Annotated in this window: 23 protein-coding genes; 12 read left to right on the top strand and 11 right to left on the bottom strand. The window is 71.3% G+C overall.

Translation table 11 applies throughout. The features are described 5' to 3' along the window. Positions 1-25: 25 nt before the first annotated feature. Together ACIO3P_RS07150 and ACIO3P_RS07155 are read right to left on the bottom strand one after the other, a co-directional pair. A complete protein-coding gene (locus ACIO3P_RS07150; protein ID WP_329827818.1) occupies positions 26-172 on the bottom strand; it encodes a hypothetical protein in 147 nt (48 codons plus the stop codon). Beyond that, complete coding sequence (locus tag ACIO3P_RS07155) at positions 135-1,496, bottom strand: OFA family MFS transporter (RefSeq protein ID WP_401785977.1); 1,362 nt, start codon at positions 1,494-1,496, stop codon at positions 135-137. The genes ACIO3P_RS07150 and ACIO3P_RS07155 overlap by 38 nt, the downstream gene beginning before the upstream one ends. A gap of 226 nt (positions 1,497-1,722) precedes the next feature. Between ACIO3P_RS07155 and ACIO3P_RS07160 the strand changes: the two genes are divergently transcribed. The 5 genes from ACIO3P_RS07160 (at position 1,723) to fdhD (ending at position 8,489) form a co-directional block, all read left to right on the top strand. Continuing rightward, positions 1,723-2,706: a 2-dehydropantoate 2-reductase gene (locus ACIO3P_RS07160; RefSeq protein WP_401785974.1), complete on the top strand. Its 984-nt coding sequence runs from the start codon at positions 1,723-1,725 to the stop codon at positions 2,704-2,706. A 118-nt stretch (positions 2,707-2,824) separates the two neighbouring features. Beyond that, a complete protein-coding gene (locus ACIO3P_RS07165) occupies positions 2,825-4,747 on the top strand; it encodes a molybdopterin oxidoreductase family protein (protein WP_401848660.1) in 1,923 nt (640 codons plus the stop codon). A gap of 6 nt (positions 4,748-4,753) precedes the next feature. Beyond that, positions 4,754-6,760 carry an NADH-ubiquinone oxidoreductase-F iron-sulfur binding region domain-containing protein gene (locus ACIO3P_RS07170; RefSeq protein ID WP_401848659.1) on the top strand — a complete coding sequence of 669 codons (2,007 nt, stop codon included), beginning with the start codon at positions 4,754-4,756 and terminating at the stop codon, positions 6,758-6,760. Then, complete coding sequence (locus ACIO3P_RS07175; RefSeq protein ID WP_401848657.1) at positions 6,757-7,614, top strand: 2Fe-2S iron-sulfur cluster-binding protein; 858 nt, start codon at positions 6,757-6,759, stop codon at positions 7,612-7,614. Before ACIO3P_RS07170 ends, ACIO3P_RS07175 begins: the two co-directional genes overlap by 4 nt. 35 nt (positions 7,615-7,649) lie before the next feature. Continuing rightward, positions 7,650-8,489 (top strand): formate dehydrogenase accessory sulfurtransferase FdhD, encoded by an 840-nt coding sequence (fdhD, locus tag ACIO3P_RS07180; RefSeq protein ID WP_329827824.1) that lies wholly within the window; start codon positions 7,650-7,652, stop codon positions 8,487-8,489. A 278-nt stretch (positions 8,490-8,767) separates the two neighbouring features. Here the strand turns inward: fdhD and ACIO3P_RS07185 are convergent, their stop codons facing one another. Further along, the gene (locus ACIO3P_RS07185) at positions 8,768-9,817 is read right to left on the bottom strand and encodes a bile acid:sodium symporter family protein (protein ID WP_401848655.1); all 1,050 of its coding nucleotides are present in this window, start codon (positions 9,815-9,817) and stop codon (positions 8,768-8,770) included. Between the two features lie 135 nt (positions 9,818-9,952). Between ACIO3P_RS07185 and ACIO3P_RS07190 the strand changes: the two genes are divergently transcribed. The 3 genes from ACIO3P_RS07190 (at position 9,953) to ACIO3P_RS07200 (ending at position 13,867) form a co-directional block, all read left to right on the top strand. Further along, the gene (locus ACIO3P_RS07190; protein WP_401848654.1) at positions 9,953-10,846 is read left to right on the top strand and encodes a LysR substrate-binding domain-containing protein; all 894 of its coding nucleotides are present in this window, start codon (positions 9,953-9,955) and stop codon (positions 10,844-10,846) included. 263 nt (positions 10,847-11,109) lie between these two features. Continuing rightward, entirely contained in the window at positions 11,110-12,933 is a 1,824-nt protein-coding gene (locus ACIO3P_RS07195) for an AMP-binding protein (protein WP_329827827.1), read from the top strand. A gap of 106 nt (positions 12,934-13,039) precedes the next feature. After that, positions 13,040-13,867, top strand: a complete 828-nt coding sequence (locus tag ACIO3P_RS07200) for an aldo/keto reductase (RefSeq protein WP_329827830.1) — start codon at positions 13,040-13,042, stop codon at positions 13,865-13,867. 49 nt (positions 13,868-13,916) lie between these two features. Here the strand turns inward: ACIO3P_RS07200 and ACIO3P_RS07205 are convergent, their stop codons facing one another. Further along, the gene (locus ACIO3P_RS07205) at positions 13,917-14,222 is read right to left on the bottom strand and encodes a 4a-hydroxytetrahydrobiopterin dehydratase (RefSeq protein WP_329827832.1); all 306 of its coding nucleotides are present in this window, start codon (positions 14,220-14,222) and stop codon (positions 13,917-13,919) included. A 113-nt stretch (positions 14,223-14,335) separates the two neighbouring features. On the opposite strand from ACIO3P_RS07205, the gene ACIO3P_RS07210 reads away from it, so the two are divergent. The 3 genes from ACIO3P_RS07210 to ACIO3P_RS07220 all read left to right on the top strand — a co-directional run bounded on the left by ACIO3P_RS07210 (position 14,336) and on the right by ACIO3P_RS07220 (position 16,630). Next, positions 14,336-15,232 carry a helix-turn-helix domain-containing protein gene (locus ACIO3P_RS07210; protein WP_401787554.1) on the top strand — a complete coding sequence of 299 codons (897 nt, stop codon included), beginning with the start codon at positions 14,336-14,338 and terminating at the stop codon, positions 15,230-15,232. Positions 15,233-15,389: 157 nt separating this feature from the next. Next, a complete protein-coding gene (locus ACIO3P_RS07215; RefSeq protein WP_329828132.1) occupies positions 15,390-16,247 on the top strand; it encodes an RNA polymerase sigma factor SigF in 858 nt (285 codons plus the stop codon). Positions 16,248-16,369: 122 nt separating this feature from the next. Continuing rightward, complete coding sequence (locus tag ACIO3P_RS07220) at positions 16,370-16,630, top strand: hypothetical protein (protein ID WP_329827835.1); 261 nt, start codon at positions 16,370-16,372, stop codon at positions 16,628-16,630. 87 nt (positions 16,631-16,717) lie between these two features. On the opposite strand, the gene ACIO3P_RS07225 is transcribed toward ACIO3P_RS07220, so the two are convergent. The 5 genes from ACIO3P_RS07225 to ACIO3P_RS07245 all read right to left on the bottom strand — a co-directional run bounded on the left by ACIO3P_RS07225 (position 16,718) and on the right by ACIO3P_RS07245 (position 24,396). Further along, positions 16,718-19,795 carry an alpha-mannosidase gene (locus ACIO3P_RS07225; RefSeq protein ID WP_401848651.1) on the bottom strand — a complete coding sequence of 1,026 codons (3,078 nt, stop codon included), beginning with the start codon at positions 19,793-19,795 and terminating at the stop codon, positions 16,718-16,720. 106 nt (positions 19,796-19,901) lie between these two features. After that, on the bottom strand, positions 19,902-21,164 hold the full coding sequence (locus ACIO3P_RS07230) for a glycosyl hydrolase (RefSeq protein ID WP_401848650.1): 1,263 nt from the start codon (positions 21,162-21,164) through the stop codon (positions 19,902-19,904). A gap of 81 nt (positions 21,165-21,245) precedes the next feature. Further along, positions 21,246-22,106, bottom strand: coding sequence for a carbohydrate ABC transporter permease (locus ACIO3P_RS07235; protein ID WP_401848648.1), 861 nt, complete (start codon positions 22,104-22,106; stop codon positions 21,246-21,248). Next, the gene (locus ACIO3P_RS07240; RefSeq protein WP_329827839.1) at positions 22,103-23,086 is read right to left on the bottom strand and encodes a sugar ABC transporter permease; all 984 of its coding nucleotides are present in this window, start codon (positions 23,084-23,086) and stop codon (positions 22,103-22,105) included. Before ACIO3P_RS07240 ends, ACIO3P_RS07235 begins: the two co-directional genes overlap by 4 nt. A gap of 17 nt (positions 23,087-23,103) precedes the next feature. Then, positions 23,104-24,396, bottom strand: coding sequence for an ABC transporter substrate-binding protein (locus tag ACIO3P_RS07245; protein WP_401848646.1), 1,293 nt, complete (start codon positions 24,394-24,396; stop codon positions 23,104-23,106). Positions 24,397-24,796: 400 nt separating this feature from the next. Here ACIO3P_RS07245 and ACIO3P_RS07250 point away from each other — a divergent pair, with 400 nt between their 5' ends. After that, positions 24,797-25,813, top strand: a complete 1,017-nt coding sequence (locus ACIO3P_RS07250) for a LacI family DNA-binding transcriptional regulator (protein ID WP_401787551.1) — start codon at positions 24,797-24,799, stop codon at positions 25,811-25,813. A gap of 59 nt (positions 25,814-25,872) precedes the next feature. Here the strand turns inward: ACIO3P_RS07250 and ACIO3P_RS07255 are convergent, their stop codons facing one another. Continuing rightward, positions 25,873-26,064, bottom strand: coding sequence for a hypothetical protein (locus ACIO3P_RS07255; RefSeq protein ID WP_329827841.1), 192 nt, complete (start codon positions 26,062-26,064; stop codon positions 25,873-25,875). Between the two features lie 82 nt (positions 26,065-26,146). Then, complete coding sequence (locus ACIO3P_RS07260) at positions 26,147-26,542, bottom strand: hypothetical protein (RefSeq protein ID WP_401848644.1); 396 nt, start codon at positions 26,540-26,542, stop codon at positions 26,147-26,149. Positions 26,543-26,631: the final 89 nt, after the last annotated feature.

Consider the following 26,631-nt stretch of genomic DNA (forward strand, 5'->3'; position numbering starts at 1 on the left):
TTCCGCGTCGGTTGGAGACTCCGCCTTATCCGGTGAAAAGCTGGGCGGCCTTCAGGACCAGCTCGTACACACCGTACGCGAGGGGGATCCCCACCCAAAGCCAGGCGAAGACGATCAGACCGGTACGGCGGGGTTCAGGCGTGGTGGCGCTGGTCGCCGGCGAGCTGGTCATCGGCTGCCTCCCTCGGTGCGGGGACGTGGTGACGGGGGTGGACGGGCCTGACGAGCTCATTGGCGACGAAACCGACGACCAGCAGACCGATCATGATCGTGAACGAGAGCCCGTAGAGCCCAGCGCCGCTCCTGCCCGCCTCTTCCTGGCTGTCGGCGACGCGGTTGACGATGAGCGGGCCGAGGACCCCGGCGGTGGACCACGCGGTGAGCAGCCGGCCGTGGATGGCGCCCACCTGGTAGGTGCCGAAGAGGTCCTTGAGATAGGCGGGGATGGTGGCGAAGCCGCCTCCGTAGAAGGAGAGGATCACCAGCGCGCAGACGACGAACAGCGGCTTGGAGGAGTCGCCGAACAGCGCGATGAGCAGATACATGACGGCGCCGGCGCCGAGGTAGACGCGGTAGATGTTCTTCCGGCCGATGAGGTCGGAGGTGGAGGACCAGCCGATCCGCCCCGCCATGTTGGCGGCGGAGAGCAGGGCGACGAACCCGGCGGCGGCCGACACGGAGACGGGCGTGGACGTCTCCGCGAAGAAGTCGGTGATCATCGGGGCGGCCTTCTCCAGGATCCCGATACCGGCGGTCACGTTCATGCACAGGACGAGCCACAGGCACCAGAACTGCGGGGTGCGCACGGCGGACCTGGCGGAGACCTGCGCGGTGGAGATCAGGGCGCCCGTGGCCGCGGCGGGCGACTCCTCGGCCGCCTTCCGCCGGTAGCCGGGCGGGGGGACCCGGACCAGCAGCACGCCGAGCGACATGAACGCCGCGTACACCAGCCCGTGGGTCAGGAAGGCGTACGCGATGCCCTCCGACCCCGTGCCGTACGACTTCAGCATCTGCGCGGACCACGGGGAGGCGATGAGCGCGCCGCCGCCGAACCCCATGATGGCGATGCCGGTGGCCATGCCGGGGCGGTCGGGGAACCACTTGATCAGGGTGGAGACCGGGGATATGTAGCCGATGCCGAGGCCGATCCCGCCGACGAATCCGTAGCCGAGGACGATCAGCCAGAACTGCTCGGTGGCGGCGCCGAGCGCGGCGATGAGGAAGCCGGACGAGAAGCAGCACAGGGCGACGGTCATCGCCCAGCGCGGCCCGTTGCGTTCGACGAGGGTGCCACCGAAGGCGGCGGACAGACCGAGCATCACGATGCCCAGTTGGAACGGGAGGGCGCTCTGGGTACCGGAGAGACCGAGCGCGGATTCGAGCGGGGGCTTGAACACGCTCCAGGCGTACGCCTGGCCGATCGAGAGGTGCACCGACAGCGCGGCGGGGGGCACCAGCCAGCGGCTCCAGCCGGCGGGTGCGAGTGGTGGGGTCATGGTCACGGACTCTAGGAACCCGTGTGCCCTGTTGGGAAGATCTTCAACTGCCCGGCCGGGAAGAACTTTCACCGCGGTCACCGACCGCGTACGGACGGAAGCCCGGTCGGACAGGAGCCTTGTCGGCCAGAACTCCATACTGTAGACAATATTTCGTCGACAGAAAAGAGACGTCGGCGAGACAGAGCCTTCCCTCGGTCCCCTCAACCGAACGGAGAGCATCACCGTGAAAGTCGCAGTCGTCGGCGCCGGAGCCATCGGCGCCTACGTCGGAGCCGCCCTGCACCGGGCCGGCGCCGATGTCCATCTCATCGCCCGTGGACCGCATCTGGCGGCCATGAGGCAGTACGGAGTCCGGGTGCGCAGCCCGCGCGGCGATTTCACCGCACGGGTGCACGCCACCGACCGGCCGGACGCGATCGGTCCGGTCGACTACGTGTTCCTGGGGCTCAAGGCGAACTCCTACGCGGCGTGCGGGCCGCTGGTGACGCCGCTGCTCCAGGAGCGGACGGCGGTCGTCGCCGCCCAGAACGGCATCCCCTGGTGGTACTTCCACGGCCACGGGGGTCCGTACGACGGCCGGCGGGTCGAGAGCGTCGACCCCGCCGGCTCCGTCAGCGCCGTCCTGCCGCCCGAGCGTGCGATCGGGTGTGTGGTGTACGCGGCGACGGAGCTGGCGGGGCCCGGCGTGGTCCGGCATCGCGAAGGGACCCGGTTCTCCGTCGGGGAGCCGGACCGCTCGGTCTCCGCGCGCTGCCGGGAGTTCAGCGACGCCATGCGGGCGGGCGGCCTCAAGTGCCCGGTCGAGCCGGAGGTGCGCGAGGACATCTGGATCAAGCTCCTCGGCAACATCTCCTTCAACCCGATCAGCGCGCTGACCCGCGCCACCATGCGGGAGATGTGTCTGCACCGCTCCACCCGTGAGGTCATCGAGCTGATGATGGCGGAGTCCCTGCGGGTCGCCGCGGCGCTGGGCTGCCGCCCCGACATCTCCGTCGAACGGCGGCTCGCGGGCGCCGAGCGGGTCGGTGACCACCGGACGTCCACACTCCAGGACCTGGAGAAGGGCAAACCGCTGGAGCTGGACGTCCTGCTCGCCGCCGTCGTGGAGCTCGCGGAGATCACCGGGGTGGACGTGCCGACGCTCCGCACGGTGGGCGCGATCTCCGATCTGCTGGACGAGTCGTTCCGACGCGGCGCCGCCGCCTGACGGGGCGGGTGCGTGGCCGAATCCCGGTCCATGGGGTTCCGTCGCGCACCCGCCTACAGAATACTGTATGCACATCCGTTGGTACGGCCGCCGGCCCGCACTCCGAGGAGAGCGCGACGTGAAGAAGCGAGACCGCACGCCGAAGACCTACACCCGCATCACCCACCCCATGGTGCGGGACACCAAGGACGGCCCCCTGCGCCGGGCGACCTGGGACGAGGCGCTGGACCGGGCGGCCGAGGGGCTGGGCGCCGCGCGCGGCGCGTTCGGGATGTTCTCCTGCGCCCGCGCCACCAACGAGATGAACTACGTGGCCCAGAAGTTCGCCCGGGTGGTCATGGGCACCAACAACGTGGACTCCTGCAACCGCACCTGCCACGCGCCGAGCGTCGCCGGGCTCTCCGCCGTCTTCGGATCCGGCGGCGGCACCTCCTCGTACGGGGAGGTCGACCACACGGACCTGATCGTGATGTGGGGCTCCAACGCCCGCTTCGCGCACCCGATCTTCTTCCAGCACGTCCTGCGCGGCATCAGGAACGGCGCGCGGATGTACGCCGTCGACCCGCGCCGCACCTCCACCGCCGAGTGGGCCGAGAGCTGGCTCGGGCTGAACGTCGGCACGGACATCCCGATGGCCCACGCGGTCGGCCGCGAGATCATCCACGCGGGGCTGCACAACACGTCGTTCATCGCCCGCGCGACCTCCGGGTTCGAGGCGTACGCGGCCGAGGTCGAGCCCTGGACGCTCACGGCGGCCGAGCGGGTGACCGGGGTGCCCGCCGAGGCGATCAGGGACCTCGCCCACGCCTACGCCCGCGCCGAACGCGCCCAGCTCTGCTGGACCCTGGGCATCACCGAGCATCACAACGGCACCGACAACGTACGCGCGCTGATCAACCTCGCCCTGCTCACCGGACACGTCGGACGGTACGGCTCCGGCGTGCAGCCGCTGCGCGGCCAGAACAACGTGCAGGGCGGCGGCGACATGGGCGCCATCCCGAACCGGCTGCCCGGCTTCCAGGACATCCTGGAGCCGGACGTACGGCGGAAGTTCGAGACCGCGTGGGACACCGTCATCCAGCCGCGCTACGGGCTCAACCTGACCGACATGTTCGAGGCGATGGAGTCCGGCGGACTCCGGGCCGTCTACTGCATCGGCGAGAACCCCGCCCAGTCGGAGGCCGACAGCGAGCAGGCCGTGCAGCGGATGCGGCGGCTCGACTGCCTCGTGGTCCAGGACATCTTCCTCACCAGGACCGCCGAACTCGCCGACGTGGTGCTCCCCGCCACCGCCGCCTGGGCCGAGACCGACGGCACCACCACCAACAGCGAACGCCGCGTGCAGCGCGTCCGCAAGGCCGTCGAACCACCCGGCGAGGCACGCGAGGACATCGACATCATCTGCGACCTCGCGGGCCGCCTCGGCCACGCCTGGAAGTACGCGGACGCCGAGACGGTCTGGAACGAACTGCGTTCGGTCTCCCCCGACCACTACGGCATGACCTACGAGCGGCTGGCGGAGCACCAGGGCATCCAGTGGCCGTGCCCCGCCACCGACCGGCTCGAACCGACCTTCCTGCACGGCCGGTTGTGGGAGGACGATCCCGAACGGCTCGGCAGGCGCGCCCCCTTCGGCCTCGTACGCCATGACCCGCCCGTCGACCTCACCGACGACCTCTACCCGGTCAGGCTCACCACGGGACGCCGACTCGACTCGTACAACACCGGTGTGCAGAGCGGGAGTTTCGCCTCCCCGCTGCGCCGGGGCGAGTACGTCGAGCTGAGCCCGGAGGACGCCGAGCGGTACGGGGTGACGGCCGGCGAGGAGGTACGGATCAGCTCCCGGCGCGGCGCCGTACAGGCACCGGTCTGGATCGACCCGGGGCTGCGCCCCGGACTGGCCTTCATGACCATGCACTTCCCGGACGAGGTGGACACCAACCAGCTCACCATCGAGGCCAACTGCCCGATCGCGGGCACAGCCGAGTTCAAGGCGTCGGCGATACGGATCGAGAAGCTGCCCCAACCGAACAGGAGTTGACCCCAGGTGGATCTGCGCTTCGGTGACAGCAAACCGACCGACGAGGAACGCGCCGCGGTCGACGCCCTGCTCGGCCCGCCCGACTCCGCCTGGCAGGGCGCGGACGACCGTACGGACACGGACCTGCGCTGGGCGCGCGGCGGCCGGGAGGCGCGCGAGCGGCGCGATCTGCTGCTGCCGGGGCTGCACGCGGTCAACGACCGGGTCGGCTGGATCAGCGAGGGCGCCCTGGACTACCTCTGCCGGCGGCTGACCGTACCCCCGGCCGAGGCGTACGGCGTGGCCACCTTCTACGCCCTGTTCGCCGTCAGGCCACGCCCCGCGAAGGTGCTGCACGTCTGCACCGACCTGGCCTGCGCGAGCCGCGGCGCCACCGGACTCCGCGCGGCGGTGGAGGAGCGCCTCGGCCCGGCGGGCACCCCCACCGGCGGTGGTACGGGCGGGGGCCTCGTCTGGCAGCCCAGCCCCTGCCTCGGCCTGTGCGAACGCGCCCCCGCCGCGCTGCTCGTCCAGGCGGGCGTCCAGGCGGGGGCCCCGGCGGGCGTCCAGGCGGACACCCCGGCCGGGGCCGCCGCCGGGCGGTCCACCGCCGGGCCGGGCCCCGAGGAACGCCCGTACGCCACGGCCGTCGTCGCGCCCGCCACCGCCGACGCCCTCGCGCGCGCCGCCGCCGACCCCGTCACGGCCCCCGCCGAACCGGCCGCCGGAAGCGCCGTACCGCAGGCGGGACAGCCCGGACTCACCCTGCTGCGCCGCGTCGGGGTCGTCGACCCGTACAGCCTGGACGACTACCGCGCGCACGGCGGATACGCGGCGCTGCGCCGGGCCTTCGACCTCGGGCCCGCCGGGGTCATCCGCGAGGTGACCGACGCCGGTCTGCTCGGCCGGGGCGGCGCCGCGTTCCCCACCGGGCGCAAGTGGCAGGCCACCGCCTCCCAGCCCGCCCACCCGCACTACCTGGTCTGCAACGCCGACGAGTCGGAGCCGGGCACCTTCAAGGACCGCGTGGTCATGGAGGGCGACCCGTACTCCCTGATCGAGGCGATGACCATCGCCGGATACGCGGTCGGCGCGCACCGCGGCTTCCTCTACCTGCGCGGCGAGTACCCGCGCGCCCTGCGCCTCCTCCAGCACGCGATCGGCCAGGCGCGCACCCGCGGGCTGCTCGGCGACGACGTCCTCGGCCAGGGGTACGCGTTCGACATCGAGATCAGGCGGGGCGCCGGGGCGTACATCTGCGGCGAGGAGACCGCCCTGTTCAACTCCATCGAGGGCTACCGCGGCGAACCCCGCTCCAAGCCCCCGTTCCCCGTGGAACAGGGCCTGTTCGGCAGACCGACCGCCGAGAACAACGTCGAGACGCTGATCAACGTGCTCCCCATCCTGACCGGCGGCGCCCAGGCGTACGCCGCGACCGGCACCGCCGGATCCACCGGACCGAAGCTCTTCTGCGTCTCCGGGAACGTCGGCAGCCCCGGCGTCTACGAACTCCCCTTCGGCACCACCCTCGGCGAACTCCTCGACCTCGCGCGGGCGCCCGGCACCGTACGCGCCATCCTGCTCGGCGGCGCCGCGGGCGGCTTCGTACGCCCCGACGAACGGGACATCCCGCTCACCTTCGAAGGCACCCGCGCGGCCGGCACCACCCTCGGCTCCGGGGTCGTCCTCGTCCTGGACGACACCGTCGAACTGCCGCGGATGCTGCTCCGTATCGCCGAGTTCTTCCGCGACGAGTCCTGCGGACAGTGCGTACCCTGCCGGATCGGCACCGTCCGCCAGGAAGAGGCGCTGCACCGGATCGCCGACCGTACGGGCGCGGCGGCCGCCGGGGACATCGCACTGCTCCGCGAGGTCGGACAGGCCATGAAGGACGCCTCGATCTGCGGACTCGGGCAGACCGCCTGGAACGCCGTCGAATCCGCCATCGACCGACTCGGTGTCTACGAGACCGGCCACGAGACCGGCCACGACACCGACCCCGAGACCGCTCACGAGACGGAGAGCGCCCTGTGACCGCGATACCGCTCCAACCGCCGCGCCGGCTCATCGAGTTCACCCTCGACGGCCAGGAGACCCGGGTGCCCGAGGGCGCCACGCTCCTGGACGCCTGCCGCGCCGCCGGCAAGGACATCCCCACCCTCTGCGAGGGCGACACGCTCACCCCGAAGAACGCGTGCCGCGTCTGCGTGGTGGAGGTCGAAGGCGCCCGGACGCTCGCCCCCGCCTGCTCACGCCGCGCCGAGCCGGGCATGACCGTCCGCACCGACACCGAGCGCGCCCGGCACAGCAGAAAGATCGTCCTCGAACTCCTCGCCTCGTCGACGGACCTCTCGACCACCCCCCGGGCCGCCGAATGGATCAAGGAGTACGACGCGAAACCGGCCCGCTTCGGCCCGGACGCGGCCCGGCTCAACGAGGAACCCAAGATCGACAACGAGCTGTACGTCCGCGACTACGACAAGTGCATCCAGTGCTACAAGTGCGTCGACGCGTGCGGCGAACAATGGCAGAACACCTTCGCGATCTCCGTCGCGGGCCGCGGCTTCGACGCCCGTATCTCCACCGAACACGACGCGCCGCTCACCGACTCCGCCTGCGTCTACTGCGGCAACTGCATCGAGGTCTGCCCCACCGGAGCACTCAGCTTCAAGTCCGAGTTCGACATGCGCGCGGCGGGTACATGGAACGAGGCGGCCCAGACCGAGACCACCACCATCTGCGCCTACTGCGGCGTCGGCTGCAACCTGACGCTCCACGTACAGGAGAATGAGATCGTGAAAGTCACGTCACCGCACGACAACCCCGTGACACACGGCAACCTCTGCATCAAAGGCCGCTTCGGCTTCCAGCACGTACAACAGCGCTGAACGGGCCGACATCACGACGAGTAGGACTGAACACCATGGGACGGGTCACCGAGCGCCGCCGCACCATCCGGATCCGGGACGGGGTCGTCACCACCCGCCCCGACACCCTGGTCGCCGAAGAACCCCTGGAGATCCGGCTCAACGGCAAAGCCCTCGCCATCACCATGCGCACCCCCGGCGACGACTTCGCGCTCGCCGCCGGCTTCCTCGTCAGCGAAGGCGTACTCGCCGCCGCCTCCGACGTCCGGTCCATCGTCTACTGCGCCGGAGCCAAGGAAGACGGCACCAACACCTACAACGTCGTCGACGTCCAGCTCGCGCCCGGCGTACCCGTCCCCGACATCACCCTCGAACGCAACGTCTACACCACGTCGTCCTGCGGACTCTGCGGCAAAGCCAGCCTCGACGCCGTACGGACCACGGCCCGCTTCCCGATCCACGACACTCCCCCGGTCCGGATCGAACCCGCCCTGCTCTCCCGCCTCCCCGACCGGCTGCGGGCGGCGCAGGCGGTCTTCGACCGGACCGGGGGGCTCCACGCCGCGGCCCTCTTCACCGAGGACGGCGAACTCCTCGACATCCGCGAAGACGTCGGCCGCCACAACGCCGTCGACAAACTCGTCGGCCGCGCCCTGCGCCAGGACCTCCTGCCGCTCTCCCGGGCCATCCTCCTGGTCTCCGGACGCGCCTCCTTCGAACTCGCGCAGAAAGCCGTGATGGCGGGCATCCCCGTACTGGCGGCGGTCTCCGCGCCGTCGTCGCTCGCCGTCGACCTGGCCGCCGAAACCGGACTGACACTCGTCGGCTTCCTCCGCGGCCCCTCCATGAACGTGTACGCGGGAGACGAACGGATCGCACTGCACACCGGCGTATGACCCCGGGGTGCGACCCTCCCCCGCCGCACGGGAAGGGACCCGGCCGGCGGGGAGCGCCCCCTGCGTCGGCCGGGCAGCCCTTTCTTTTTTGAGGCTCGGTTCGCCTCCGGGGCGCTTCATGTCACCGTCGACGGTTGACCGTGCTCGGTTTGCTCGTTCCTCACAAACCTGCGCGCGCTCGCCCTTTCGACGGCGACGCGCCCCTTCGGCTCACTCGCCGGCCTGGTGGGGAGGCGGGGTGAGGACGTTCGGCACCGGCGAACCGCGAGCCCCGGGGGTCAGCGTGTCGCTGCTGTTACGGCCTCTTCCGGGGCCTCTGCCGGGGTGTGGGGCAAGAGGGTCGGTTCCGGTTCCGGGTCGTTGGCGCGGCGCTTGGCCAGGACCGCGCAGACCATGAGCTGCATCTGGTGGAAGAGCATCAGCGGCAGCACCGCCAGGCTCGCGTGTGCCCCGAACAGGACGGTCGCCATCGGCAGGCCGGCCGCCAGGCTCTTCTTCGAGCCGGCGAACTGGATCGCGACGCGGTCCTCCCGTACGAAGCCGAGGCGCTTCGCCCCGTACCAGCTCACCGCCAGCATCACCGCGAGGAGCACCGCCTCCACGGCCAGCAGCGCCCCCAGCCGGGCGGGGGTCACCTGGTGCCAGATGCCCGTCACCATGCCCTCGCTGAACGCGGTGTAGACGACCAGCAGCACCGAACCCCGGTCGACCAGGCCCAGCAGCCTCTTGTGGCGGGCGAGGAAGCCGGTCACCCAGCGGCGCAGGAGCTGCCCGGCCAGGAACGGCAGCAGGAGCTGGGCGACGATCTTGAAGAGGGAGTCCGCGGAGAAACCGGTCGTGCCGCCGCCGATCAGCAGCGCTGCCAGCAGCGGGGTGATCACGATGCCGACGAGGCTGGAGAAGGAGCCCGCGCAGATCGCGGCGGGAACGTTGCCCCGGGCGATGGAGGTGAAGGCGATGGACGACTGGACCGTCGACGGCACCAGGCAGAGGAAGAGCAGCCCGCTGTAGAGCTGCGGGGTGAGGACGAACGGCACCAGCCCGCGCGCCGCGAGTCCCAGCAGCGGGAAGAGGACGAACGTACAGGCGAGGACGGTCACATGGAGCCGCCAGTGCCGTAGCCCGTCGACCACCTCGCGGGTGGAGAGCCGCGCCCCGTAGAGGAAGAACAGCAGGCCCACCGCGCCGGTCGAGGCGCCTCCGGCGAGGCGCGCCGCGGTGCCGGAGACCGGGAGGAGCGCGGCGAGGCCGACGGTCGCGAGAAGGGCCAGGACGTACGGGTCGACCGGCAGCCGGGACAGCATGCTCGGGACGGTGCGGCGGTTCATGTGCTCCACTACTGGCGGTCTCGCGGGTCGGTACGGATCGTGCCTCCCCATGGTGCTCGCTCCGGCCCTGATCGGGAATCCCGCATGCCGCACTGACTGTCATCACGTTCCACGATGAGCCCGTACGGTGGAGGGATGTACGACCCCGGACAGCTCCGCACCTTCCTGGCCGTCGCGCAGACGCTCAGCTTCACCCAGGCCGCCCGGCGGCTGGGGGTGCGCCAGTCCACGGTGAGCCAGCATGTCCGGCGGCTGGAGGACGCCACGGGCCGGACGCTGTTCACCCGGGACACCCACAGCGTGGAGCTGACGGAGGACGGTGAGGCCATGCTCGGCTTCGCCGGGACGATCCTCGCGGCGCACGACCGGGCGGCGGCCTTCTTCACCGGGACCCGGCTGCGCGGGCGCCTGCGGTTCGGCGCGTCGGAGGACTTCGTGCTGACCCGGCTGCCGGAGATCCTGGAGTCCTTCCGGCGCGATCATCCCGAGGTCGACCTGGAGCTGACCGTCGGGCTCTCGGGCACCCTGCACGAACAGCTCGCGGCCGGCGGGCTCGATCTGGTGCTGGCGAAGCGGCGCCCCGGCGACACCCACGGGCGGCCGGTCTGGCGGTCCACGCTGGTGTGGATCGGGGCGCCGCGGCTGCGGCTCGACCCCGACCGCCCGGTGCCGCTGATCGTCTTCCCGCCGCCCGGGATCACCCGGGCCCGGGCGCTGGAGGTGCTGGAGGCGCACGGCAGGCACTGGCGCGTCGCGTGTACGAGCGCCAGCCTGAGCGGGCTCATAGCGGCGGCCCGCGCGGGGCTCGGCGTGATGGCGCACACGCGCGGGCTGATCCCGCCGGGGCTGGCCCAGGTCCCCGCCAGGGCCGGGCTGCCGGAGCTGGGCGAGGTGGAGTTCGTCCTGCTCGACGGTGGCCGCGGCGGGCACGGACGGGGCAACGCGGCGACGCGGGAGGCGGCGGACGCGCTGGCCGCGGCGATCCTGGCGGGCGGCGACCGGCTGCACCGTCCACCTGCCGACGTCTGACACCCGGGTACGCACAGGTACGTACCAGGATTCGCGCCCCCGTAGAGCGCCGGTGAGCGCGGCGTACGGATTCGGTGGAGATTCCCGCGTTGTCTGCTTGCTCCAGGGTCGGAACAGGGCCGCCGGTCGCCGAATCGTTCCTGCTGTCCGGCTCTGACCTGCGGTGATACCGGGTGGCACCGGTTGCGGGCGGGGCACGGTCCCGGCCCGGGGCGTGGGGTACCGTCACCGCGCTGTGCGGAGCGCCACAAGGAGCCAGGTCATTGCGCGAGTTCACCGTCCCCCCTCTGACGGCCGCGCCCCACGTCGGTGGGCTCGCGGACGCCGTGTTCGACCATGCCCTGGACGACCCCGACCGGGTCGCGCTCGGCCGCAAGGACGCGGAGGGCCGCTGGTACGACGTGACCGCCGCGACCTTCCGTGACGAGGTGCTCGCGCTGGCGAGGGGGCTGCTGGCGCAGGGCGTGCGGTTCGGGGACCGGGTCGCGATCATGTCCCGTACCCGCTACGAGTGGACGCTCTTCGACTTCGCCCTCTGGTCCGTCGGCGCCCAGCCCGTACCGCTGTACCCGACGTCCTCCGCCGAGCAGATCTACTGGATGATGCACGACGCCGAGGTCTCGGCATGCGTGGTCGAGGACGAGGACCACGCGATGACCGTCGGTTCGGTCATCGGCCGACTGCCCCGGCTCGGGCGGCTCTGGCAGCTCGACGCGGGCGCGGTTGAGGAGCTGTACGCGGCGGGCGCGGCGATCGACGACGAGGTGGTGCACCGGCACCGTACGGCCGTCACCCCGGACTCCGTGGCCACGGTGATCTACACGTCGGGCACCACGGGACGCCCCAAGGGGTGTCTGATCACCCACGCGAACTTCATGTTCGAGGCGGACACCGTGCTGGCCCGCTGGGAGCCGGTCTTCCGCTCCCGGTCGGACGACGAGGCGTCGACGCTGCTCTTCCTGCCGCTCTCGCACGTCTTCGGCCGGATGATCGAGATCGCGGCGGTACGCGGCCGGGTCAAGCTCGGCCATCAGCCGGCGCTCCAGGCGAGCGCGCTGCTGCCCGATCTGGCCGCGTTCCGGCCGACGTTCATCCTGGCCGTGCCGTACATCTTCGAGAAGGTCTACCACGCGGCGCGGCGCAAGGCGGAGACGGAGGACCGGGCCGGCGCCTTCGACAAGGCCGTCGAGGTGGCGGTGCGGTACGCGGAGGCGCTGGAGCAGCGGGCCTTCGACCTCGGCCCCGGGCCCTCGGCGGGGCTGCGGATGCAGCACCAGTTCTTCGAGCGGGCGGTGTACGGGCGGATACGCGAGGCGATGGGCGGGCGCGTCCGGCACGCCATGTCGGGCGGCTCCGCGATGGACCGGCGGCTCGGGCTGTTCTTCGCGGGCGCTGGCGTCCGGATCTACGAGGGGTACGGGCTGACGGAGTCGTGCGCGGCGGCCACCGCCAACCCGCCCGAGCGCACCCGGTACGGGACGGTCGGGCAGCCCATCCCCGGCACCTCCGTGCACATCGCGGACGACGGCGAGGTGTGGCTGCGCGGCGGTCACGTCTTCGCGGGCTACCTCAACGACCCGAAGTCCACCGACGGCGTACTCAACGAAGGGTGGCTGGCCACCGGCGACCTGGGGGCGCTGGACGAGGACGGTTATCTGACCATCACCGGACGGAAGAAGGAGATCCTCGTCACCTCCGGCGGCAAGAGCGTCTCGCCGGTGGTGCTGGAGGAGCGGGTTCGGGAGCATCCGCTGGTCGCGCAGTGCATCGTGGTCGGCAACGACCGGCCGTACATCGCCGCGCTGGTGACCGTGGACCAGGAGGCCGTCGACCACTGGCTCGCCATCCGGCGCAAGCCGCCGCTCAAGGCGGCCGAGCTGGTACGGGACCCGGATCTGGAGTCGGAGATCCGGCGTGCGGTGGTGGCCGCGAACACGGCGGTCTCGCAGGCCGAGTCGATCCGTACGTTCCGGATCCTGGCGTATCCCTTCAGCGAGGCGCAGGGGCTGCTGACGCCGTCGCTGAAGCTCAAGCGGAAGGCGATCGAGGCCGCCTACACGGCCGAGGTCGCGGCGCTCTACCGTTGAAACCCTGTTCTCAGGGGACGGGCGTTCCCGGCGGACGGGAATCCGTCAGACCCTGAGATCGTTGGAAAACCGAGCAGCACATCGACGACGTTAGGATCGACCGCCCGTGAGCAAGGTCCCCACCCTCACTCTCAACAACGGCATCGAGATGCCTCAGCTCGGCTTCGGCGTCTGGCAGGTGCCGGACGACGAGGCGACGCAGGCCGTGACGACCGCTCTGGAGGCCGGCTACCGCAGCATCGACACCGCCGCCATCTACGGCAACGAGGAGGGCACGGGCAAGGCCCTCGCCACCGCGGGCATCGCCCGTGAGGACCTCTTCGTCACCACGAAGCTGTGGAACGGCGAGCAGGGCTACGACACGACGCTGCGCGCGTTCGACGTGTCCCTCGGCAAGCTCGGCCTCGACCACGTCGACCTGTATCTGATCCACTGGCCGACCCCGGCCGTCGACAAGTACGTCGACACCTACAAGGCGTTCGAGAAGATCCTCGCCGACGGGCGCGCCAGGGCCATCGGTGTCTCGAACTTCCTCCCCGAGCACCTGGAGCGGCTGACCGGCGAGACCTCCGTGGTCCCGGCGGTCAACCAGATCGAGCTGCACCCGCAGCTCCAGCAGGCCGAGGCGCGCGCCTTCCACGCCGAGCGGTCCATCGCCACCGAGGCGTGGTCGCCGCTGGGCCAGGGCAAGGGGCTGCTGGACGTCCCGACGGTGGTGGCGATCGCGCGCAAGCACGAGCGGACCCCGGCCCAGGTCGTGCTGCGCTGGCACCTCCAGCTCGGGAACGTGGTGATCCCCAAGTCCGTGACCCCGTCCCGGATCCAGGAGAACATCGACGTGTTCGGCTTCGAGCTGGACGCCGACGACCTGGCGGCGTTCGCGGCGCTGGACGAGGGCAAGCGCCTCGGCGGCCACCCGGCGGAGGTCAACTGACCCGCACTGCCCTCGATCCCGAAGGACCACGGCGTAGGTGCCCGCTCCCTCAGCGGGCGCCGTGCGCCGGGGCCAGCTCCTCCACGCGGTGCGCGAGCGTGAAGTCCTTGGCGGTGACGGCGCCGCCCGCGTCGTGCGTGTGCACGGCGAGGGCGACGGTGTTGTAGCCCAGGGTCAGGTCGGAGTGGTGGTTCAGCTCGTCCTGGACCGCCGCGACATGGACGACCAGCGCGGCGGCGGCCCGGTGCGAGGGCAGCCGGTACGTACGGGTGAGGCGCCCGTCCTCCAGGGTCCAGCCGGGCAGCTCCCGCAGCCGGTTCTCGGTCTCGTCCTGCGACAGCGGCTCGGTGGCCATGGCCGGGGCTCCTCGGCGAAGGGGAAGGGGGAAGAGGGGGAAGGGGGCGGTACGGGCGGCGACGCGGCCGAGGATACGGCGTGTACTACGGTCCTCGTATGGCGGCGCGCGCGATGACAGCAGACGGTACGACGGCCCCTTCCTCTCCTGGTCCCGCGGTCGGCCCGCTGCTGCGCGGCTGGCGCACCCGGCGGCGGCTCAGCCAGCTCGAACTGGCGCTGCGCGCCGACTCCTCCGCCCGCCACATCAGCTTCGTCGAGACGGGCCGTGCCCGCCCGAGCGAGGAGATGGTGCTGCGGCTCGCCGAGCACCTCTGCGTCCCCGTGCGGGAGCGCAACGCCCTGCTGCTGGCGGCCGGCTACGCGCCCCGCTTCACGGAGACGGCGCTGGACGATCCCGCCATGGACACGCTGCGCGAGGCGCTGACGCGGCTGCTGCGGGGGTACGAGCCGTACCCGGCGCTGGTCGTGGACGGTACGTACACGGTGGTGGCCGCGAACCGGGGCATCGCGATGCTGCTGGAGGCGGTGCCGGAGAAGCTGCTCACCCCGCCGCTGAACGCCATGCGGCTCACCCTCCACCCGGAGGGGCTCGCCGCCCGGATCCGTAATCTGCCCGAGTGGCGTGGGCATCTCCTGGACCAGATGGGCCGTCAGCTCGCGCTGCACCGCTCCCCGGCGCTGCGGGAGCTGTACGAGGAGGTGGCCGCCTATCCGCCGCCGGAGCCGCGCGGGGAGCCGGGGGCCGTGGCGGCGGAGACCGTCGGGGCGGGGGCGGTGGAGGCCGTACCGCTCCTCGCGCTGCCGATGCTGATCGAGCACGACGGGCGGATCCTGTCCTTCGTCTCGTCCATCTCCACGTTCAACACGCCGATGGACGTGACCGTCGCCGAGCTGGCCATCGAGACGTTCGTCCCGGCGGACCCGGGGACGGTCGCCTACCTGGCCTCGCTCACCGCGCGGGACGGGAACCGGGACGCTGACCGGGACGGGAACGGCGGGCCCCGGTGACCGGGGCGGGCCGGTTTCCGAAGGCGTTTCAAAAACTCTTGTCGGAAAGAGGAGTGAGAACAGGAAGCCGGGGCACAAGCCGAACTTGTACGGTCCGCTGCGTTGGAGGGTGAGTGTCATGACGACCAGAACTGTGAATGCTGTCGAGGCGGAGCAGATGTCGGGCGTCCTGGCGGCCGGAGCGGTGGCACCCGCGGGAGCCGGTGAGCTGCCGCGTATCGAGGACCCTGCCAAGGTCGCCCCGAGGGACGCACGGGCGCTGTCGAAGCTCTTCTTCGACCAGCTCCAGGTCCTGGAGGAGGGCACGGCCGAATACCAGTACGCCCGCAACACGCTGATCGAGATGAACCAGTCGCTGGTGCGGTTCGCCGCGGGGCGCTTCCGTAACCGGGGCGCCGGCGACATGGAGGACATCCTCCAAGTCGGCACGATCGGTCTGATCAAGGCGATCGACCGGTTCGATCTCTCCCGCGAGGTCGAGTTCACCTCCTTCGCCGTGCCTTACATCGTCGGTGAGATCAAGCGCTTCTTCCGGGACACGAGCTGGGCCGTCCACGTTCCGCGCCGCCTTCAGGAGCTGCGTGTCGAGCTGGCCAAGGCCAAGGAGCACCTGGCGACGGTCCTGGACCGGGACCCGACCGTCAAGGAGCTCTCCGAGCTGCTCGGCCTCACGGAGGAAGAGGTCATCGAGGGTCTGGTCGCGACCAACGGCTACACCGCCGGTTCGCTGGACATGCCCACGAACGAGGACGGCACGACCGGTGGCGGGCGGACCTTCGCCGATGTGCTGGGCGAGGCCGACCCGGCGATGGAGAAGGTCGAGAACCTGCACGCGCTGGCGCCGCTGCTGGAGCAGCTCGACGAGCGGGAACGCGGCATCGTGACGATGCGGTTCGGCCAGGAGATGACGCAGTCGCAGATCGGCGCCGAGCTGGGTGTGTCACAGATGCATGTGTCGCGGCTGCTCAACCGGATCATCACGCGGCTGCGCGCGGGGATGCTCGTCGAGGAGTAGGTCGAGGAGCAGGGGGAGCAGACGGCGCCCGTTGTCAGACCCATGGATCAGACTTGAGGGTCCGGCGGATTCCCGGAGTTCGTGGATCCGCGGATCCACGGATTCATGGGGAGGAAGCCACGATGGCCACCAGCACGTCCCGTACCCCCGGCGCCCCGGACGAGCGCTCCGCGGCCCGCGCCTATCTGCGGCTGCTGGCGGCCGTACGCGCGGTCCTGGACGACCCCGTGCGGGCGTCCCAGGCCGCGCCGCTGCTCGCGGCCCCGATGGCGGAGGCGGACGCGGCGCTCACGGCGGCCGGGCTCGCGGGCAACGAGCGGACCTTCCTCGACCTGGTGTCCGCGCAGGCACTGGGCGGCGCGGGCCCGGAACACCGCGTATGAACGCCGAGCCGGTACGAGCGGCCCCGCGGACCCAAGGAAAGGGTCCGCGGGGCCGCTCGTCGTCACACGGGCCGGCCGTCACACGGGTCAGTCTCGGGTCAGCCGCAGCGTGACCAGTTCGAAGGGACGCAGCGACAGCAGGACCGCGCCGTCCGTCAGCTCCGGTCCGCCCGCACCGCCGGCCGGGTCGGTCAGCGGGCGCTCCAGCAGGTCGGTGACGGCGAGGCCGGTGGCGTCGAAGCCCAGACCGACGCGTGCCTTGGCCCGGCCGCCGGTCGCCTCGTAGAGACGTACGACGAGGTCGCCGCTCGCGTCGTCGGCCAGCTTGACCGCGCTCACGACGACCGCGTCGTTGTCGACGGTGACCAGCGGGGCGACCTCTCCCGATCCGGTGAGGCGGCGCTCCGGCAGGTTGACGCGGTAGCCCTCCCGTACGGCGTCACCGATGGCCGCGCCCGGGGCCAGCGCGTGCCGGAAGCGGTGGATGCCCTGGTCGGTCTCCGGGTCGGGGAAGCGCGGTGCGCGCAGCAGGGAGACCCGGACGGTGGTGGTCGTACCGGCGTCGGACGGGCGGACCGTACGGGTCACGTCATGTCCGTACGTCGAGTCGTTGACCAGCGCGACACCCCAGCCCGGCTCCTCCAGGTGGACGAAGCGGTGGTTGCACGCCTCGAACTTGGCGGCCTCCCAGCTCGTGTTGGTGTGGGTGGCCCGGTACACATGGCCGAACTGGGTCTCCGAGGCGTACCGCTCGGCGTGGATGTCCAGCGGGAAGGCGGCCTTGAGGAACTTCTCGGTCTCGTGCCAGTCGACCTCGGTGTCGATGTCGAGCCGCTTGGTGCCCGGCGCGAGGGTGAGGAGCTGGGTGACCTTCGACGCGCCGAAGGAGCGCACGACGCGCACACCGACCGCGCCGGCACCGGCGCCGCCCGCCGCGCCGACCGCAGCGCCCTCCGTGTCGATCGCGGTGAGTTCGTCGACGTCCGTCAGATCGGTGACGGTGTTCCGGTAGAACTCGTCGACGTCCCACGCGTCCCACTGGTTGGGGAAGTCGGGGTGGATCTGGAGGAGGTTGGCGGCCTCGCCCGGGGCGATCGTCTCCCGCTCGGCGCTGATGTCGTACGCCGAGACGACCAGGCCGCGGCCGTCGATCTCGACCTCCAGCAGCCCGTTGCTGAGCACGTACCCGCCGCCGTCGCGCGCCGTGAGCTGCGCGCCCGCGCCGCCGCCGGCCGGTCCCGCCGCGCCCGCAGCGACCCCGCCGCGGGTGTGCGGCGCCGCGTTGAAGACCAGGGATGTCCCGCCGGCCGGGTCCCCGGCGAGGGCGCGCTGCGCGGTGTCGATGACCCCGGTCAGCTCCGCGGCGACCTTCGCGTAGGTCTTCTCCGCCTCGCGGTGCACCCAGGCGATGGACGAGCCGGGCAGGATGTCGTGGAACTGGTGGAGCAGCACGGTCTTCCAGACCCGGTCGAGCTGCTCGTACGGGTAGGCGGCGCCGGTCCTCACCGCTGCGGTGGCGGCCCAGAGCTCGGCCTCCCGCAGCAGGTGCTCGCTGCGCCGGTTGCCCTGCTTGGTCTTGGCCTGGCTGGTGAGCGTGGCGCGGTGCAGCTCCAGGTAGAGCTCGCCGACCCAGACGGGCGGGTTCGGGTACTCGGCCTCGGCCTTGGTGAAGAACGTCTCCGGGGTCTCCCACTCGACCGTCGCGGAGCCTTCGAGGCTGCGCAGCCTGGCCGCCTTGGCGATCATCTCGCGGGTGGTGCCGCCGCCCCCGTCGCCCCAGCCGGTGGGCGCGAGGGAGTGGCGGGCGGAGCCCTTCTCCTTGAAGTTCTTCGCGGCGTGGGCGATCTGCTCGCCCGTCATGGAGCAGTTGTACGTGTCGACGGGCGGGAAGTGGGTGAAGATCCGGGTGCCGTCGATGCCCTCCCAGCGGAAGGTGTGGTGCGGGAACTTGTTGATCGTGGACCAGGAGATCTTCTGGGTGAGCAGCCACTTGGACCCGGCGGCCTTGATGATCTGCGGCAGCCCGGCGGCGAAGCCGAAGGTGTCGGGCAGCCACGCCTCGTCGTTCTCGATGCCGAACTCGTCGAGGAAGAAGCGCTTGCCGTGCACGAACTGCCGGGCCATCGCCTCGGAGCCGGGCATGTTGGTGTCGGACTCGACCCACATGCCGCCGGCCGGCACGAACCGGCCCTCCGCGACGGCCTTCTTGACCTTGGCGTAGACCTCGGGGCGGTGCTCCTTGATCCAGGCGAACTGCTGGGCCTGGGACATCGCGAAGATGAACTCGGGCTCGTCCTCCAGCAGCGCGGTCATGTTGGCCGTCGTACGGGCGACCTTGCGGACCGTCTCGCGCAGCGGCCACAGCCAGGCGGAGTCGATGTGGGCGTGGCCGACCGCGCTGATCCTGTGGGAGGTGGCGGGCGCCGGGGTGGTGAGCACACCGGCGAGCAGTTCGCGGGCGGCGGCGGCCGTGCCGTTCACGTCCTGGAGGTCGATCGCGTCGAGCGCGCGGCTGATGGCGCGCAGGATGTCCCAGCGGCGAGCGCCCTCCACGGGCAGCTCGGCCATCAGCTCGCCGAGCACCTCCAGGTCCTGGATGAGGTGCCAGACGGTCTCGTCGAAGACGGCGAGGTCCATCCGGGCGAGGGTGTACTGCGGTTCGCTGCCCGCGGTCTCCTTGTCACCGAGCCGCGTCGGCAGGAAGGGGTGGTAGTCGAGGATCACCGGGTTGGACGCGGCCTCGACATGCAGCAGCACCTCTTCACCGCCGGCGACGGGCGCGCCGATCCGTACCCACTGGTTGCGCGGGTTGAGGCCCTTCACGGGGGTGCCGTCGGGGCGGTAGACCAGGCCCTCGCACTGGAATCCGGGCATGTTCTCGTCGAAGCCGAGGTCGAGGATGGCCTCGACGGTGCGGCCCGCCCACTTCTCGGGGACGGTCCCGGAGACCCGGAACCAGCTCGTGCCCCAGGGCGCGCCCCACCGGTCGCCGACCGCGACCGGCTCGACGGGCCCGGCGATGCCCTCCTCGACGGGGACGGGCTCGCCGGGCGCGTGCCAGACGGCGATGTCGAGCGGGATCGACTCGGGGTGGACGGCGGGCCTGATGCGTTCGTCGAGGACGCGCTTGAGGCGGCCTTCGACGAGGGTGCGGTCGTCGTGCATGAGGGGTACTCCTGAGGTGCGTCGGTGCGTGGGGTGCCGTGAGTGCCGTACGTACGCGGGTGTCCAGTGTGGCCACCTGGCCGGGAGCGGTCCGGCGCCGGGCCGGTCAGGGGACGTCGTCGGGGTGGACGACCTCCGTGATGGAGCGGGCCGCGAGATGCGCGCTGTCCTCGGCCCGGCTCGCGAGGACGGCGGTGGGCCGGGCCCCCGCCTCGGTCAGCCGGGCGAACGCCTCGAAGAACGCGCCGCCGGGGGCGCAGGTGGCGCGGTCGGGCGCGGTCGCGGTGGTGTCGGTGTCCCCGACGTCGACGGCGAGCGCGAGGGTGCGGGGCGCGGGCGCGTAGGCGCGCTCGCGCCACTCGGCGACGGTGCGGGCGAGGGATTCCCCGGCCGGTTTGACCTTCCGGTCGTTGGTCAGCAGGCCGAGGCCGTACTCCAGTTCGGGGAAGTCGGCCAGCGAGCGCGAGACGTCGTGGGAGCACCACCAGGTGATGCCCCAGACGTCGGCGCAGTCCAGCGCCGCCGCCACCGTGGCGTCGGTGAAGGCGGCGGCGTGCTCGGCGGGGATGAGCGGCGCGGGGGCACCGACCTCCTGGAGCCAGACCGGCCGGTGCGGTTCCAGGGCCCACGCCTTGGACAGCTCGATCAGGTACGCGGCGTGGTGCTCGGTGGCGGTGCCGCTACGGCCGTGGCGCTGCGCGGTGCCGTTGAACACCCAGGAGTGCACGGCGGTGACGGCGCCGATCGTGGCGGCGTGCGCGGGGGTGAAGGCGTGCCCGTCCAGGTACCAGGCGGCGTCGTACTCGGCGTGCAGATGGAGCTTGCCGGGCGCGCCCTCCTCGCACGCCGCGAGCAGCGTGCGCAGCCAGTCCCCCGCCTGGTCCGGGGTGACGGGGTCCGGGTCGGGGTGCGGTGGCCCGGAGAACTGGTTGATCTCGTTGCCGATGGTCATGCCGATGAAGTTCGGCCGGTCCGCGAGAGCGGCGGCGAGCGTACGGAGGTACGCGGCCTGCCCGGAGACGACATCGTTGTCAGTGAACAGGTTCCGCCGGTGCCAGGTCCGGGTCCAGGCGGGCAGGAAGTCGAAGCTCGACAGATGGCCCTGGAGCCCGTCGACATTGACGTCCAGACCGCGTTCGGCGGCGGCGTCGGCGAGCTGGACGAGCTGCTCGACGGCGCGGGGCCGGATCAGGGTGCGGTTGGGCTGGAAGAGCGGCCAGAGCGGGAAGACCCGGATGTGGTCGAGGCCGAGCCCCGCGATCGAGTCCAGGTCGGCGCGTACGTCGTCCAGGTCGAAGTCCAGCCAGTGGTGGAACCAGCCCTGGCTGGGCGTGTAGTTGACGCCGAAGCGCGGCGCGGCAGTGCTCATGGGGGGCAACGTTGTCCTGCTTCTGTGCGGTGCGTGCGGTAGTGCGTGCGGTGATGCGTGCGAGGCGTGCGGCACGGGAGGTCAGCCCTTGACGGCGCCTTCGCCGACGCCCCGGAAGAAGTAGCGCTGGAGGCAGGCGAAGAGCACGATGAGCGGGGCCACGGCGATGATCGTCCCCGCGGCGACGAGCCGGGGGTCCTGGGCGAAGGTGCCGTGGAGGTAGTTGAGTCCGATGGTCAGGGTGAAGTTCTCCGGGTCGCTGAGGACGATCAGCGGCCAGAGGAAGTCGTCCCAGGCGCCCATGAACGCGAAGATCGCGACGACGGCGAGGGTGCCCTTGACGGCGGGCAGGGAGATGCGCAGGAAGCGCTGCCAGACGTTGGCGCCGTCGACGAAGGCGGCTTCCTCCACCTCCGGCGGCTGGTTGAGGAACGCGTTGCGCATCAGCAGGACGTTCATCGCGCCGATGGATCCCGGCAGCAGCACCCCGATGAGGGTGTTGTTCAGGCCGAGGTCCCGCATGGTGGTGAACTGGGCGATGATGATGCCCTCGACGGGGACGAGCATGGCGAGGATGAACGCCAGGGTCGCGGCGGTACGGCCCCGGTAGCGCAGCCGGGCCAGCGCGTAACCGGCCAGGGCGGCGCCGACGCAGTTGGTCACCACGTTGGCGAGGGCGACCTTGAGCGAGTTGAACGCGTACTCCCACACCGGGATGATCTCGGCGACCCGGGTGTAGTTGTGCAGGGTCACGTCGTCCGGGAGGAAGGTCGGCGGGTAGCTGTAGATGTCCTCCGTCGGGCCCTTGAGCGAGGTGGAGAGCTGCCAGAGGAACGGCCCGATCATCACGGCGAGCATGACGAGCAGCAGGGTGTAGCGGAGCACGAGCTGCCAGGGCGCGATGCGCCGGCCCTCGGCGTCGGTGGTCTTCAGGATGCTCACGCGTCCTCCTTGCGGTCGGCGCGGAGCACCAGCAGCATCAGGGCGACGGTGACGACGAAGACGACCACGGAGATCGCGGAGGCGTAGCCGACCCGGCCGCTCAGCCCGGTGCCGACGCGCTGGACGAGCATGACGAGCGTGGTGTCCTCGCCCGCCGGGCCGCCGCTGGGGCCCGCCATCAGATAGACCTCGGAGAAGACCTTGAAGGCGCTGACCGAGGAGAGCGCCGCGACGAGGACCATCGTGGAGCGCACGGCGGGCACGGTGACGGTGACGAAGCGGCGTACGGCCCCGGCGCCGTCGACGGCCGCGGCCTCGTGCAGCTCGCGCGGCACGTTGGCCAGTGCGGCCAGGTAGATGATCATGTAGTAGCCGAGGCCCTTCCAGACCGTGACGGCCATCGCGCTGAACAGCAGCAGCCACTGGTCGCTGAGGAAGCCGACCCGGCCGACGCCCACGGCCTCCAGCACCGAGTTGACCAGTCCGCGGTCGTCGAGCAGCCAGACCCAGATGAGGCCGACCACCACGATCGAGGCGACGACCGGGGTGTAGAAGGCGGAGCGGAAGAAGGTGATGCCGGGGATCTGCCGCTGGACGAGCATCGCCAGCAGCAGCGGCAGCAGGACCAGGGCCGGGACGACGCAGACGACGTACAGCGTGCTGTTGCGCAGCCCGATCCAGAACATCTCGTCGTGGATCAGCTCCCGGAAGTTGTCCAGGCCCACGAAGCTGCCGGAGATCAGGGTCCGGCGGTCGGTGAAGGAGTTGATGAGGGTGCTGAGGAAGGGATAGAGACTGAAGGCGCCGACGACCAGCAGTCCCGGGGCCGCGAACAGCCAGGGACTGAGGGAGAGTTGGCGCCGGATCCCGCGGGCGGGCCCGCCGCGGGGCCCACGGCCGCCGGAGCCGGAGCTCCGGAGCGTGGACCCCGCCGCGGGCGATTCCGGGGGAAGTGCCCGGGGGGCGGTGGAGCTTTTCATGGTGCGGGGCTCAGCTCTCAGCTCTGCTTGAGCAGACGGTCACAAGCCTCGACGGCCTGGTCGAGCGCGGCCTGAGGGCTCTGCTTGCCCTGGAGCGCCTTGGCGACCTGGTTGCGCAGCTCGGTCTTCATCTGCTCGCTGAACAGGACGGGCGTGTAGTTCTCGGCCTTCTTCAGGGACTTGGCGGCGGCGATCCGTACGCGGGTCTCGTCGGTGCCGTCCTCCTTGGTGAAGTACGGGTCGTCCAGGGAGCCCTTGGTGCTCGGGAAGATGGCGACCTGCTTGGCGAAGGACATCTGGCGGGTCGCGTCGGTCACGAAGTGCGCGAAGGCGACGGCGGCGGGCTTCTGCTTGGTCTTGGAGTTGACCATCACGCCCATGACGTACATGTTGACCTTGCCGGTGTTGCTGATCTGGTCCGTGATCCCGATGTTCTTGTAGAGGTTCGGGGCCTTCGTCTTGAAGTTCTCCAGGTCCAGCGCGCTGCCCGGGTTCATGGCCACGGACTCGGTGAGGAACTTGGTGCCGGAGGACTCGGGGGTCGCGGTCAGCGCCTGGGAGTCGAGCGCCTTGGCCTCGAAGAGCTTCTTGTACTCGGTGAGCAGCTCGACACCCTTGGCGTCGTTGAAGGAGAAGCCGGTGCCCTCCTTGTTCATGAGCTGGACGCCGTAGCGGCCGAAGTCCTCGATGGTGGGCACCTGGGCGAGCGTGGCGATCTTGCCGTTGCTCTGCTCGGCCAGCTTCAGCCCGTCCTTGAAGACCTCGTCGTAGGTGGTCGGGGGGTTCTCGGGGTCGAGCCCGGCCTCGCTGAACAGGCGCTTGTTGTAGAAGGTGGGGCCGGTGTTCAGGTACCAGGGGAAGCCGTACGTGCCCTCCATGCCCGGTATCTGGTGGCTCTTCCAGGCGTCCGGCAGGTACTCCTTGCCGAAGGCGGCGGCCGTCTTGTCCTTGTCGAGGTCAAGGGCGAGGCCGGCCTTGGCGAGCGGGGTCACCAGGTCGGGGGAGATGTTGACGACGTCGGGGAGCGTGCCGCCCGCGGCGTCCGCGCTGAGCTTGTCGGCGTAGCCCTCGGCGGGCCGGTCGACCCACTTCACCTCCGTGTCGGGGTACTCCTTCTCGAAGTCCTTGATGACTCCGTTGAAGTAGTCCTTGAAGTTGGCCTGGAGGTTCCAGGTCTGGAAGGTGATCTTGCCCTTGATCTCGCCCGAGGCGTCGGAGGACTCGTCGTCGGATCCTCCGCCACAGGCACTGAGAGGCAGGACAGTGGCGAGAACAGCGGCGAGGGCGACTGCTCTTCGGGAGATGCGCACGGTGAACGGCTCCTTCTGCTCAGACCGGACGTGCGGTCGGCGAGCCGGAGCTTCGGCGCCCCGACTCCTTATGCCCAGCAGACCTTGCAATGCGTGCGCGTGAAAGTCAACACATTCTCGTCACAAACACGGCTTCGACTGGTTTCGTCGCAGCTCAGACCGGTTATTACGACTTAGTTGCAGCGCAGTACTAATGCGCTTTAGAATGCTGCGACTCAAGCGCATTAGTCCGGGGTCCAGATGGCTCGTCCGATACGGCAGGAAAAGGGGCACCGGGGTGACAGGGAAACAGCCGTCCGCCGAGGGCCCCGGGCCCGCCGCCGGGTCCGGACCGGTCATGGACGCCCCGGCCGTCACGGATCCGCCGCAGGTCCGCCGGGCGCCCGCGCGCCGCGCGACGATGAAGGACATCGCCCAGCGCGCCGGGGTCTCGGAGAGCGCCGTGTCCTTCGCCCTCAACGACCGCCCCGGCGTCTCGGAGGTCACCCGCGCCCGGGTCCGCCGGGTCGCGGAACAGCTCGGCTGGCGCCCCAGCACCGCCGCCCGCGCGCTCTCCGGCGAGGGCTCGGCCACCGTGGGCCTGGTGCTGGCGCGCCCGGCGGCGTCCCTCGGCGTGGACTCGTTCTTCCTGCAACTCATCTCCGGCATCCAGGAGATCCTGTCAGAACGTCAACTCGGCCTCCTCTTCCAGGTGGTGGAGGACGTGTCCGCCGAGTGCGCGGTCTACCGCCGCTGGTGGGCCGAGCACCGCGTGGACGGTGTCCTGGTCGTCGACCCGAGGACCGACGACCCCCGGCCCGGAGTCCTGGACGAGCTGGGGCTGCCCGCCGTCGTCATCGGCGAACTGCCGGACGGCGACACGCGGTCCCACCCGGCGCTCTCACGGGTACGGGCGGACGACGCGGGCGCGATGGCCGCCGTCGTGGGCCGGCTGCACGAACTGGGGCACCGCAGGATCGTCCATATCGCGGGGCTGCCCTCGCTCGCCCACACCGAGCGGCGGATCCGCTCGCTGCGCGCCGAGGCGGAGCGGTACGGCCTGCCCGAGGTGCGTTCACTGACCACCGACTACTCCGACACGCAGGGCGCGGCGGTGACCCGCCGGGTGCTGGAGGAGGACCGTCCGCCGACGGCCCTGATCTACGACAACGACGTGATGGCGGCGGCCGGCGCGGCGGTCACGGCCGGGCTCGGGCTCGCGGTCCCCGGCGACGTCTCGGTCGTCTCCTGGGAGGACTCGGCGCTGTGCCGGCTGGTCCGGCCGTGGCTGACCGCGCTGTCCCGCGACTCGGTCGCGTTCGGCCGGATCGCGGCGCGCGAGCTGGCCGCGCTCCTCGACGGCGGCGCGGCCCGGACCGTACAGGTCCCGCTCCCCCGGCTGATCGAGCGCGAGAGCCTGTCCAGGGGCCGCGCCTGAGCGGCGCGCTCCGGTCGTACCCGCGTACGGGACGGGCACGACCGGAGGTACGGCGGCGATCAGCTCGCCGCCGTACCGCTCCCGCCGGGTTCCCCGTCCGTGGACGGCCGTTCGGCGGCCGGGACGAGTTCGGGAGCTGCGGTGTCGGAGGGACTCGGGCTCGGGGACCGGCGGCGGGGCTTCGGTGTCTCGGCGCGCGCGGCCTCCGCGCGGATCAGGGCGTTGAGTGCGGCGAAGGCGTCGATGGGCATGGCTGTGTCCTTAACGTGAAGGGGGTGACGTGCTGCTGGACAGGCGGGAGAGTTCCCCGGGGACGCGCGGGTGCCCGTCCTGTCAGCAGCGCAGCACCGCACAGCGCGTCGGGCCCGCCACCCGCGGAGCTCCCGCGGGGATCCGGCGGCCCGGGTCCGGGGGCGGCCTCGTGGCGTCCTGCGCCAGCAGGTCCGGCGGCGCCATCCGGGCCCTCGCCGGACGCTCCGTCCTGGCGGGGTCGGTGTGCTGATCGGTCTCGGCGGTGTCCTGCTGTCCTTCGCCCTGCCCTTCGCCGCCCGGTTCCGGTGTGCCGGAGGCGGGCGGCAGGGGGTCGGCGGCCCGCGCGGTCGCTGAGCCGGACGCGGGGGCGGCTCCCAGGAAGGCGATCAGTACCAGCAGCGCCACCACCACGGCCCGGCGCACGGCGGCGGCGTGCGCGGCCGCGGCGCGGGGGGCGAGAGGCGGGGCACTGCGCATGGGCATGACCTCCTGGGACATGCCACCCCTGCCCATGCGCGGCCCGGCCCGGTCCTGCTACCGGCGGAAACCGCTCGCACGGGGTACGC

Origin of the sequence: Streptomyces sp. NPDC087310, from assembly GCF_044744405.1 — a bacterium.
GTDB lineage: Bacteria > Actinomycetota > Actinomycetes > Streptomycetales > Streptomycetaceae > Streptomyces.

Bases quoted from the DNA above. Each gene is read 5' to 3' on its own strand.
- ACIO3P_RS07225 (WP_401848651.1), bottom strand. From the start codon at position 19,795: ATGCACGACGACCGCACCCTCGTCGAAGGCCGCCTCAAGCGCGTCCTC.
- ACIO3P_RS07155 (WP_401785977.1), bottom strand. From the start codon at position 1,496: ATGACCCCACCACTCGCACCCGCCGGCTGGAGCCGCTGGCTGGTGCCC.
- ACIO3P_RS07210 (WP_401787554.1), top strand. From the start codon at position 14,336: ATGACAGCAGACGGTACGACGGCCCCTTCCTCTCCTGGTCCCGCGGTC.
- ACIO3P_RS07205 (WP_329827832.1), bottom strand. From the start codon at position 14,222: ATGGCCACCGAGCCGCTGTCGCAGGACGAGACCGAGAACCGGCTGCGG.
- ACIO3P_RS07230 (WP_401848650.1), bottom strand. From the start codon at position 21,164: ATGAGCACTGCCGCGCCGCGCTTCGGCGTCAACTACACGCCCAGCCAG.
- ACIO3P_RS07240 (WP_329827839.1), bottom strand. From the start codon at position 23,086: ATGAAAAGCTCCACCGCCCCCCGGGCACTTCCCCCGGAATCGCCCGCG.
- fdhD (WP_329827824.1), top strand. From the start codon at position 7,650: ATGGGACGGGTCACCGAGCGCCGCCGCACCATCCGGATCCGGGACGGG.
- ACIO3P_RS07250 (WP_401787551.1), top strand. From the start codon at position 24,797: ATGAAGGACATCGCCCAGCGCGCCGGGGTCTCGGAGAGCGCCGTGTCC.
- ACIO3P_RS07215 (WP_329828132.1), top strand. From the start codon at position 15,390: ATGTCGGGCGTCCTGGCGGCCGGAGCGGTGGCACCCGCGGGAGCCGGT.
- ACIO3P_RS07255 (WP_329827841.1), bottom strand. From the start codon at position 26,064: ATGCCCATCGACGCCTTCGCCGCACTCAACGCCCTGATCCGCGCGGAG.
- ACIO3P_RS07190 (WP_401848654.1), top strand. From the start codon at position 9,953: ATGTACGACCCCGGACAGCTCCGCACCTTCCTGGCCGTCGCGCAGACG.
- ACIO3P_RS07150 (WP_329827818.1), bottom strand. From the start codon at position 172: ATGACCAGCTCGCCGGCGACCAGCGCCACCACGCCTGAACCCCGCCGT.
- ACIO3P_RS07220 (WP_329827835.1), top strand. From the start codon at position 16,370: ATGGCCACCAGCACGTCCCGTACCCCCGGCGCCCCGGACGAGCGCTCC.
- ACIO3P_RS07260 (WP_401848644.1), bottom strand. From the start codon at position 26,542: ATGCGCAGTGCCCCGCCTCTCGCCCCCCGCGCCGCGGCCGCGCACGCC.
- ACIO3P_RS07185 (WP_401848655.1), bottom strand. From the start codon at position 9,817: ATGAACCGCCGCACCGTCCCGAGCATGCTGTCCCGGCTGCCGGTCGAC.